Here is a 10,315-nt window from a genome sequence, read left to right on the forward strand (position 1 = left end):
TCCAGCCTTAGTTGTGCACGCCCTCCACGGCTGACATCGCTTCGGGCGGTCGGTGACGGGGCGGCAGACCCTCTTCAACCGCGGAACGCCCCGCGGTAGCGCGCCGCAGGGTGCCGCGGGTTGAGCCGCGCGGCTCCGGTCAGCCGCTCGCGGAGCCCGCCGGGCGCGTACTCCGAGCGGGCCAGCCCCCGATCCCGCAGCACCGGCATCACCTCGTCGACGAACTCGACGTAGCTGTCGGGCAGCGACCAGTGGTTGAGGTTGATGCCGTCGACGCCCGCGTCGCGCAGCTCCGACAGCCGGTCGGCGATCTGCTCGGGCGTCCCGACGACGCGCTGGTGCCGGCCGACGGTGAGTCGCGCCAGGTCCGCGACGGTCGCGTCCCGGTCGGGGAGCAGCCGGATCATCGACTCGAGTGTGCTGCGATTCCCATTGGTGACGATGTCGCGCAGCCTCGTCTCGGGCGGGAAGGGCTTCCCGTCGGCCTGGTCGACGCTGAGCCCCGCGTGCAGCAGGTGGGCGTCGACGCTCGTATATGCGTCGAGCTCGGCCTCGAGCTCCCGGGCCTCGCGCTCGGTGCTGCCGACCACGACCGAGAGCGGGGAGAAGAACAGCACGTCGTCGCCGCGGCGCCCCGCCGCCTCCGTGAGCGCCCGCGTCGAGGCGATCAGCTCGCGGGTCTGCTCCGTCGTCGAGCCGCCGACGAACTGCGCCTCCGCGTGCCGGGCCGCGAAGGCCCGCCCGGCGGGGGAGGAGCCGGCCTGGAAGAGGAACGGCGTGCGCTGCGGCGACGGCGCCGACAGGTGCGGCCCCTCGACCCGGTAGCTCGCGCCGGCGTGGTCGATCCGGTGCACCGACTCCGGGCGGGAGTACGCGCCGGCCTGGTCGCGGACCGAGGCGTCGTCGTCCCACGACCCCTCCCACAGCTTGTAGACGACGTCGAGGTACTCCTCGGCCTGCGCGTAGCGGTCGTCGTGCTCGATCAGGCGGTCGAGGCCGAAGTTGCGGGCAGCGTTCTCCTGGTAGCTGGTGACGATGTTCCAGGCGACCCGGCCCTTCGAGAGGTGATCGAGCGTCGACATCCGCCGCGCGAACTCGAACGGGTGCGCCTGCAGGATCGAGCTCGTCATCGCCAGTCCCAGGTGCTCGGTCGAGCCGATCAGGGCGGCGAGGAGGATCGACGGGTCGTTGTTCGGCAGCTGTAGTCCCTCGCGCGCGTTCACCTCGAGCGAGGCGCCGACCGCCCCGTAGGTGCCGACGACGTCCGCGAAGAAGATCGCATCGAACACCCCGCGCTCGAGCGTCCTCGCGACCTCGATCCAGTGCCCCAGGTCCTCGAACGCGCCGGGCCGCGCCCCGGGCCGCCGCCACTGGCCGTGGTGGATGTGCGAGGGCGTGTTCATCACGAACGCGTTGAAGAGCAGCGGGCGGGGATCGGTCATGCGGGTGCTCCTGAGGACGCGGGTGCGGACGTCGGTCTCGTGCGAGGCGATCGTACGGTGAGCCCGCCGCTGCGCGGACCGGGCACGACGCGAGGGACGTCGCCGGGTCTCGATACGCCGCCTGCGGCGGCTACTCGACCAGCATGCTCCGGCGGATGCGGTTGCATGCTGATCGAGTAGCCCGCGAAGCGGGCGTATCGAGATCCGCCACCGCCGGAAGTGGAGTCGGCAGTTCCGCTCTGCTGGTGACCGTGGGTCTCGATACGCCGCCTGCGGCGGCTCCTCGACCAGCCTGATCGCGCGCCTACTCCCGCGGGGTCGACCCCGGCTTGATGCGCTGCGCGAGCCGCTTCAGCGGGTGCGCCGGCTCGCGCTCGAGCGGCTCCTCCACCTCGAGGCCGTAGAACGAGCCGATGTCGCCGACGAAGGCGGCCCGACGGGCCTTGTCGTAGGCGCGGATCTCCCTCCGGAAGGCGATCACCGTCGCGACGCACATCAGGATCATCACCACGCTGAACGGCAGCGCCGAGAGGATCGCGGCCGTCTGCAGCGCGTCGAGGCCGCCCGCGATCAGCAGCGACAGCGCGAGCAGCGCCGTCGCGAGCGCGAAGAAGATGCGGATGCGGTTGCGCGGCTCCGCGTCGCCGCCGGTGGCGATCATCGACATCACCAGGGCGCCGGAGTCGGCGGAGGTGACGAAGAAGATGCCGATCAGGATGATCGCGCCGACCGTGAGCACCGAGCCCGCGGGCAGGCCCTGGAGCATCTCGAAGAGCGCTGCATCGGTGCTGACCGAGCCGTCGGCGCCGACGAGCCCGCCGTCGCCGTACAGCTCGCGGAAGAGCGCGGTGCCGCCGAGCACGCTGAACCAGAGGAAGGTCATGATGGTCGGCACCAGCAGCACGCCCGCGACGAACTCGCGGACGGTCCGGCCCTTCGAGACGCGGGCGATGAAGATGCCGACGAACGGCGCCCACGACATCCACCAGCCCCAGTAGAACGTCGTCCAGGACGCCTGCCAGGCCTCGCCCTCCTGGCCCGCGTAGGCGCTGACCGTGAAGGTGAGGCCGATGAAGTTCTGCAGGTAGTTGCCGAGCGACTGCACGAACTCGCGCAGCAGGAACTGGGTCGGGCCGGCGACCAGCACGAACACGAGCAGCGCGGCGGCGAGCAGCAGGTTGCCGGTCGAGAGCCACTTCATGCCCTTGCCGACACCGGAGACCAGCGAGAACACGGTGAGGGCGGTCACGACCGCGATCACGATGATCTGCACGGTGAGCGAGGAGTCGACGATGCCGCTCGCCTCCAGTCCCGCGGAGATCTGGGTGACGCCCAGGCCGAGCGAGGTGGCGACGCCGAACATCGTGCCGACGAGCGCGACCACGTCGATCGCGTTGCCCCAGCCGCCGCGGACGCGGCGGCCCAGCAGCGGCTCGAGCGCCCAGCGGATCGACACCGGGCGCTTGCGACGGTGGATCGCGTAGGCGAGGGCGAGGCCGACGACGACGTAGATCGACCAGGCGTGCACGCCCCAGTGCAGATAGGTCTGCGAGATGGCGCTCTGCGCGAGCTCCGTCTCGGTGCCGGTGACGCCGGGCCGCGGGGTGGCGAAGTGGGTGAGCGGCTCCGCGACGCCGTAGAAGACGAGGCCGATGCCCATCCCGGCCGCGAAGAGCAGCGAGATCCAGGAGAGCAGCGAGAACTCGGGCTCGTCGTCGTCGGCGCCCAGCTTGATGTCGCCGAAGCGGCTGACGCCCATCCAGATCGCGAAGGCGACGAAGACGGCGGCGATCAGCACGTAGTACCAGCTGAAGGTGTTGACGACCGTGGTCTGCAGGGAGGCGAAGACGCTGGTGGCGGCGTCCGGCGCGATGATCGCGAAGGCGGCGATCGACAGGGTGATCACCGCCGCGGGCCAGAACACCCAGCGGGCGAGGCCGTGCGGCGGTCTCACCGCGGTGGCGGCGGCGGGCGGGACGGCGGTGTCCGGGGCGGAAGGCTTGTCGGACATGGGGTCCTCTCGTCGGCGGCAACCTGCCACGGTACACGTGCGGTCGCGAGCGCGGTCGGCCGCCCGGTGGCGCAAGGTCCCCGATCGAGGGTCCCGGGGGCCCTGCGGGCGGGTCGGTCCCGACCGCGGCGACCGGCGTGCGCGAGGCTGGACCCGTGCAGTTCAGAGTCTTCACCGAACCCCAGCAGGGCGCGAGCTACGAGGATCTCCTCGCGGTCGCGCAGGCGACCGAAGCCCTCGGCTACGACGGCTTCTTCCGCTCCGACCACTATCTCCGGATGGGCGACGGCGACCCCGGCCCCGGCCCGACCGACGCCTGGACGACCCTCGCGGGCCTCGCGCGCGAGACCGGGCGGATCGCGCTCGGCACGCTCGTCTCCTCCGTCACCTACCGGCCGCCGGGGATCCTCGCGATCCAGGTCGCCCAGGTGGACGCGATGTCGGGCGGCCGCGTCGAGCTCGGGCTCGGCACCGGCTGGTTCGAGGAGGAGCACGCCGCGTACGGCATCGACTTCCCGCCGCGTCGCTTCGACCTGCTCGAGGAGCAGCTCGAGATCGTCACCGGCCTCTGGTCGACGCCGGTCGGTGAGCGCTACTCGTTCGCGGGTGAGCACTACACGCTGACCGACTCGCCCGCCTTGCCCAAGCCCGCGCGCCTGCCGCTGCCGGTGATCGTCGGGGGAGGAGGACCGAAGCGGACCCCGCGGCTCGCGGCCCGCTTCGCCAGCGAGTTCAACCTGCCCTTCCCCGAGTTCGACGCGATCCCCGGCGCGTTCGAGCGCGTCGACGAGGCGTGCGCCGCGATCGGCCGCGAGCCGTCCTCGCTCGTGCACTCGGTCGCGCTGATCGCGGTCGGCGGAGCGGACGAGGCGGAGTTCGTCCGGCGTGCCGCGGCGATCGGCCGCGAGCCCGCCGAGCTGCGCGAGCACGGCGTCGCCGGCGGCGTCGACGAGACCGTCGACCGCCTCGAGTCCCTGCGCGCGGCCGGCGCCGAGCGCGTCTACCTCCAGTTCATGGACCTCCAGGACCTCGACCACCTCGACTTCTTCGCCCGCGAGGTGCTGCCGCGCCTCTCGGCCTGAGACCCGCTGAAGAGGAGCGCGCATCGCGCGCACCATGCTGATCGAGTAGCCCGCGGAGCGGGCACTGCATGCTGATCGAGTAGCCCGCGGAGCGGGCGTATCGAGATCCACCGTTCTGCAGGACGTGGGTCTCGATACGCCGCCGGAGGCGGCTACTCGACCAGCATGGAGAGGGCTGCTCGACCAGCGAGGCCGCAGGCAGGGAGACGCCCGCCACCGCGACCTAGGCTGGAGGGATGGTGGACACGATCGAGCGCGCCGACGAGCGGCTGGCGACCCGCTCGGCTGCCGAGGTGCCCTGGGTCGTGCTCGTCTGGGACGACCCGGTCAACCTGATGTCGTACGTGTCCTACGTGTTCCGCAGCTACTTCGGCTTCGGGCGCGCCGAGGCCGAGCGCCTCATGCTCCAGGTGCACACGGAGGGGCGCGCCGTGGTCGCGACCGGCAACCGCGAGGAGATGGAGCGGCACGTGGAGGCGATGCACGGCTACGGCCTGTGGGCGACGCTGCAGAAGGCCGACGCATGACCGGCCGACGCACGACCGGCCGACGCATGACCGGCCGACGCACGAGGGGCCGGCGCTGATGCGCTCCTTCCGCCGCGACTCCTCCGGAGCCGCCGTCGCCCGCTTCGACCGCGAGGAGGCCGGGATCCTCCGCCACCTGGCCGGCGAGATGCTCGAGCTCCTCGATCGCGGCACCTCTGAGGACGCCCGCAACGACCCCGCGCTCGCGCGCCTGCTGCCCGACGCCTACCGCGACGACGAGGAGGCCGCCGCCGAGTTCCGCCGCTTCACCGCCCCGGATCTGGCCGGCCGCAAGATGGACGACGCCCGCGCGATCACCGCCGCGCTCGACGCCGGCGAGGGCTCCGGCCACGCCCGCGTCTTCGCCGGTCTCGGCGAGGTCGCCGTCCGGCTCGAGCCGCCGCAGGCGCTCTCCTGGCTCCGCGGGCTCACCGACATGCGCCTCGCCCTCGCCGCCCGCCTCGGCATCGTCGACACCGACGACGTCGAGCCCGAGGACGAGACCGGGCAGGCGATCCGCGCGGTCTACGACTGGCTCGGCAGCGTCCAGGACGGGCTGGTCCGCGCGATCGACGTGTGATCGCGCCGCCGGCGCGTCACTGCCAGCCGCTGACGACGACCTTGCCCGGGCGTCCGCCGGCCTCGACCAGGCGGTGCGCCTCCGCGAGCGTCGCCGCGTTCAGAGGGGACAGCTCGCGGGCGAGCGTCGTCCGCAGCACCCCCTCGTCCAGCAGTCCGGACACCTCCTGCAGGAGGTCGTGCTGGGCGGAGAGGTCCGCCGTCGCGAACATCGGGCGCGTGAACATCAGCTCCCAGTGCACCGACACCGACTTCCGCTTGAGCGGTACGACGTCCAGGACCGCCGGATCGTCGATCACGGCGATCGCGCCCTGCGGGGCGATCGCGTCCACGAACGCGGGGAGGTTGACCGACGTCCCGGTCAGCGAGGCGATGAGGTCGACGGGTCCCAGGCGCTTCAGCTCCCGCGCGAGGTCGCGGTGGTCGGTCACGCGGTGGGCGCCGAGATCGCGCACCCACTGCTGCGACTCGGGGGTGGAGGCGGTCGCGATCACCTCGAGATCGGTGAGGCGCGCGGCGAGCTGGACCAGGATCGAGCCGACACCTCCGGACGCGCCCGCGATCAGCAGGCGACGGCCGCCGCCGCCGCCGCGCTCGACGCCGAGCCGGTGGAAGAGCAGCTCCCAGGCCGTGATCGCGGTGAGCGGCAGCGCGGCGGCCTCGGCGTCGGAGAGCCGGGCGGGCTTCCGGCCGACGATCCGCTCGTCCACCAGGTGCAGCTCCGCGTTCGTGCCGGGCCGGGTGATCGAGCCCGCGTAGAAGACCTCGTCGCCCGGGGCGAACAGCGTGACGTCCGCGCCGACCGCCTCGACCGAGCCGACGGCGTCGTAGCCGAGGACCTTCGGCGACGCCTCGCGTCGGCCGGAGGCGCGGATCTTCGTGTCGACCGGATTGATCGACACGGCGCGGACCCGCACGAGCAGATCGTGGCCGGTGGCAGACGGCTCCGGGAGCTCGACGTCGGTGAGCACCTCGGGTGCTCCGTGCCGGGTGATCGCGACGGCGCGCATCAGAGTGCTCCGCCCCGGGTCGCGGCGCTCTCGAGCGGTCGGTCCGCGGAGGGGAAGTCCGTGTAGCCCCGCGCGTCCCCGCCGTAGAGCAGGTCCGGATCGAGAGCCGCGAGGGGCGCGCCGGTCGCGATCCGGGCGGGGAGGTCCGGATTCGCGACGAACGGCCGGCCGAACGCGACCAGGTCGGCGTGGCCGGCGGCGAGGATCCGCTCCGCGCGCTCCGGGGTGTAGCCGCCCGCGACGACGATCCGGCCGGAGAAGGCGTCGCGCAGCCGGGTGCGGAAGGCGTCGGGGATCTCGGGGGCGTCGTCCCAGTCGGCCTCGGCGAGGTGCAGGTAGACCAGGCCGATCCGGTCGACGCGACGGGCCAGCTCGAGGACCGTCTCCTCGATCCCGGGGCAGTCCATCCCCCGGGCGGTGATCTGCGGTGACAGGCGCAGGCCGACCCGGTCGGCGCCGATCTCCCCGGCGACCGCGGTCGCGACCTCGACGGCGAAGCGGAGGCGCCCGTCGAGGGAGCCGCCGTACTCGTCGGTGCGGTGGTTCGACGTCGTGCGCAGGAACTGGTCGATCAGGTAGCCGTTGGCGCCGTGCAGCTCGACGCCGTCGAAGCCGGCCTCGACGGCGGCGGCCGCCGCGCGGCGGTAGTCCTCGACGACGCCGCGGACCTCCTCGGTCGTCAGCGCCCGCGGTGTGCTGGTCGGGACCATCGTGCCGACGCCGTCGACGCTGACCCACACGCGCGCGCCGGAGTCGAGGGCGCTCGGAGCGACGGGCGCCGCGCCGTCGTGGAAGGAGCGGTGCGACATCCGCCCGACGTGCCAGAGCTGCGCGAAGATCCGCCCGCCTGCCGCGTGGACGGCCTCCGTGACGAGGCGCCAGCCTGCGATCTGATCGGCGCTGTGCAGGCCCGGCGTGAAGCTGTAGCCCTGCCCGGACGGCGAGATCTGGGTCGCCTCCGAGACGATCAGCGCTGCCGACGCGCGCTGCGCGTAGTACTCGGCGTTGAGGCGCCGGGGGATGTTCCCGGGCTGGGCGGAGCGCGACCGGGTCATCGGCGCCATCACGACACGGTGGGGCAGGGGCAGGGATCCGAGAGCGATCGGATCGAGGAGAGAGGTCATGCGGAGAGCGTGCCGCGGAGATGAGGAGAAGTCAAAGTACTCTACTCTCCGCTCCTGATAACCTCGGCTTATGGTGACCGTTCGGCAGTGGGAGTACCTCCTCCGAGTGGTCGAAACCGGCTCCTTCACCGGGGCTGCGGACGAGCTGGGTGTCACCCAGCCCGGGCTCTCGCAGCAGATCCGCGCCCTCGAGCGCGAGCTCGGCGGACGCCTGCTCGACCGGCTCCCGCGTGCGGTCGCCCTCACCCCGCTCGGCCGCGCCGTGCTGGCGCCGGCCCGAGCCGTCGTCGCGGACGCGCAGCGCGCCCTGGCGGCCGCGGCGGACGTCGTGGCCGCGCGGACGGGGACGATCGACGTCGTGACGGTCACGTCGATCGGGCTCGGCGTGCTCCCCGGCGTCCTCGAGATCTGGCTGCAGGAGCATCCGGGGGCGAGCGTCACCGTCCTCGAGCACCAGTCGGTCGACGCGGTGGTCTCGGCCATGAGCGCGGGGGCCGGCGACGTCGCGATCGCTCCCATGCCGCGGGCGTGGACCGGCCCGTCCCGCCCGATCGGGCGGGAGGAGTTCGTCGTCGTCGGCCGCGCCGGCCATCCGCTCGCCGATGGCGGGCCGGTGGACCTCGCCGCGCTGGCCGACGAGCCGTGGGTGCACTTCACTCCCGAGCACGGCCTCGCGGGAGTGCTGGACCGCTACGCCGCCGAGGCGGGCTTCACGCCGCGCGTCGCGCTGCGCACCCCGCAGACCGCGGCCGTCCCCCGGTTCGCCGCGGCGGGTGTCGGGCTCGGACTGGTCCCGCGGAACATCCTCGACGGCGGCTTCCGCGGGGTCGTCCTGCCGCTGGACCCCGCCCGCACGCGGGCCGTCCGCGCTTTCACGCGGGCGGACCCCGATCCGCTCGTCGCCGCCTTCATCGAGACGGTCGCCGCCCACGCCGATCTCGCCGGTCCGGCACCGGGGGCGGCCTGACTCCCTCGAGGATCGAGAGATCTCCACAGCTGTGGACAAACCTGTGGAGAGATGTGGAGAACGGGCGTCCTCGCCGGTGCCCGCCGCCGCGGATCGCCCGTCCCGCAGCGGATCCGGCCGAGCAGAGGGTGTGGAAACGCGAGGTGTCCGGTCGGTGAACCCGTGCCCCTGGAAGGGGGCAACCGGCTCCCGGTTCGACGCCGGGGGCGGAACCGCGTACCGTCCGGACCGTGAACACTCCTTCAGGAACCCAGGCCAAGCGCGCCGCGGACGACGCGCAGGACTCGACCGCGGTGCGCACGCTCGCCCGCGGGGGCTACGCCGCGAACGGCCTCGTCCACGTCCTCATCGGCGTCATCGCCCTGCAGATCGCGACCGGCGGCCAGGGCGAGGCCGACCAGTCCGGCGCGCTCGGCTCGCTCGCCGCGCAGCCCGGCGGACTGGTCGTGCTCTGGGTCTGCGCGATCGGGCTCTTCGGACTCGCGCTGTGGGGTGCGCTCGAGGCGTTCCTGGTGGCGGGCGGCGACAGCGCCGCGTCCCGCTGGGGCAGCCGGCTCAAGGAGGCGGCCAAGGCCGTCGTCTACCTCGCACTCGGCATCACGACCCTGCGCTTCGCGATGGGCGGCAGCTCCGACTCGTCCAAGACGTCCGAGAGCGCGAGCGCGCAGGTCCTCGCCGCGCCCGGCGGGGTGGTGCTGCTCGTGATCGCCGGGCTCGCGATCCTCGCGGTCGGCGGCGTCTTCGTCTACCGGGGCGCGTCGAAGAAGTTCCTCAAGAACGTCGCACTGCCGGGCGGGACGGCCGGCCGGGTCGTCACCGGTCTCGGCATCGCGGGCTACGTCGCGAAGGGCGTCGTGCTCGGCGTGCTCGGGATCCTGGTGATCATCGCCGCCGTCACGCACGACCCGGCGCAGGCGGGCGGCCTGGACGAGGCGCTGAAGACGCTGACCGAGCTGCCGTTCGGCGTGGTGCTGCTCGGCGTCGTCGCCGTCGGGCTGATCGCCTACGGCGCGTTCTGCTTCGCCCGGGCGCGCTGGCCGAAGCTCTGAGGAGCGCCGACATCACTGGTCGCGTCCGATCCAGGTGACGGTGCGGGTGGTCTCCTGCCAGGGCTTGTCGGCGGGCCAGCTGCGGAGGGTGATGGTCTGCGGGTTCGGCAGCGGCCGGTCGAAGGCGATGCGGAAGGCGCCCGTCGCGTCGGTCTCGGCCGAGGGCAGCGCGGGGTCCTCGCCCAGGCGGAGCTGGAGCTTCTGACCGGCCGGGACTGTGCCCTCGATGCTCGTCGCCGTGACATGGAGGACCCTGATGGGTGAGTCCTCGACGCTCTCCGGGATCCGCGCCGGGACGGTCGGTCCGCCGTCCAGGACGATGCGCTCGGCGATCGTGTGGTCCTTGAAGGTCGCGACGAGGCGGGTGCTGCCGCCGGGGGCATCCGGTCTCGCGGTGAGCGTGAAGTGCCCGTCCGTCGCGGTGACCGTGTCGGAGACGGGGAGACCGTTCTTCGTCGCGTCGATGCTGTCCGGGGGCATGGTCTCCAGCTGCACGACCGCGCCGGGAGTGACGGTCCCGATCA

The 10,315-nt window shown here is 72.9% G+C and carries 10 protein-coding genes; 5 read left to right on the forward strand and 5 right to left on the reverse strand.

All coding sequences use genetic code 11. From position 1 onward, the window contains the following. Positions 1-74: 74 nt before the first annotated feature. Positions 75-1,442, reverse strand: a complete 1,368-nt coding sequence (locus EDF35_RS07335; RefSeq protein WP_133961421.1) for an NtaA/DmoA family FMN-dependent monooxygenase — start codon at positions 1,440-1,442, stop codon at positions 75-77. 304 nt (positions 1,443-1,746) lie between these two features. Then, positions 1,747-3,453, reverse strand: coding sequence for a BCCT family transporter (locus EDF35_RS07340; protein ID WP_133961423.1), 1,707 nt, complete (start codon positions 3,451-3,453; stop codon positions 1,747-1,749). Between the two features lie 155 nt (positions 3,454-3,608). Here EDF35_RS07340 and EDF35_RS07345 point away from each other — a divergent pair, with 155 nt between their 5' ends. From EDF35_RS07345 to EDF35_RS07355, 3 genes are all read left to right on the forward strand, one after another. Then, positions 3,609-4,535, forward strand: a complete 927-nt coding sequence (locus EDF35_RS07345) for an LLM class F420-dependent oxidoreductase (RefSeq protein ID WP_133961425.1) — start codon at positions 3,609-3,611, stop codon at positions 4,533-4,535. Positions 4,536-4,771: 236 nt separating this feature from the next. Then, entirely contained in the window at positions 4,772-5,062 is a 291-nt protein-coding gene (clpS, locus tag EDF35_RS07350) for an ATP-dependent Clp protease adapter ClpS (protein ID WP_123706048.1), read from the forward strand. 58 nt (positions 5,063-5,120) lie between these two features. Beyond that, positions 5,121-5,642: a DUF2017 domain-containing protein gene (locus tag EDF35_RS07355; protein ID WP_123734436.1), complete on the forward strand. Its 522-nt coding sequence runs from the start codon at positions 5,121-5,123 to the stop codon at positions 5,640-5,642. 16 nt (positions 5,643-5,658) lie between these two features. Here the strand turns inward: EDF35_RS07355 and EDF35_RS07360 are convergent, their stop codons facing one another. Further along, positions 5,659-6,651, reverse strand: a complete 993-nt coding sequence (locus EDF35_RS07360; protein ID WP_133961427.1) for a zinc-binding alcohol dehydrogenase family protein — start codon at positions 6,649-6,651, stop codon at positions 5,659-5,661. Further along, entirely contained in the window at positions 6,651-7,775 is a 1,125-nt protein-coding gene (locus tag EDF35_RS07365; protein WP_133961429.1) for an alkene reductase, read from the reverse strand. The genes EDF35_RS07360 and EDF35_RS07365 overlap by 1 nt, the downstream gene beginning before the upstream one ends. Before the next feature lie 70 nt (positions 7,776-7,845). Here EDF35_RS07365 and EDF35_RS07370 point away from each other — a divergent pair, with 70 nt between their 5' ends. Continuing rightward, positions 7,846-8,742: a LysR family transcriptional regulator gene (locus EDF35_RS07370; protein WP_133961431.1), complete on the forward strand. Its 897-nt coding sequence runs from the start codon at positions 7,846-7,848 to the stop codon at positions 8,740-8,742. A gap of 230 nt (positions 8,743-8,972) precedes the next feature. Continuing rightward, positions 8,973-9,791, forward strand: coding sequence for a DUF1206 domain-containing protein (locus tag EDF35_RS07375; RefSeq protein WP_208323025.1), 819 nt, complete (start codon positions 8,973-8,975; stop codon positions 9,789-9,791). A 12-nt stretch (positions 9,792-9,803) separates the two neighbouring features. Here EDF35_RS07375 and EDF35_RS20750 read toward each other — a convergent pair. Beyond that, a partial coding sequence (locus tag EDF35_RS20750; RefSeq protein WP_166674035.1) for a hypothetical protein occupies positions 9,804-10,315 on the reverse strand: 512 nt, incomplete at its 5' end.

The sequence above is a fragment of the Rathayibacter sp. PhB151 genome, assembly GCF_004366415.1.
GTDB classification, from domain to species: Bacteria; Actinomycetota; Actinomycetes; order Actinomycetales; family Microbacteriaceae; genus Rathayibacter; species Rathayibacter festucae.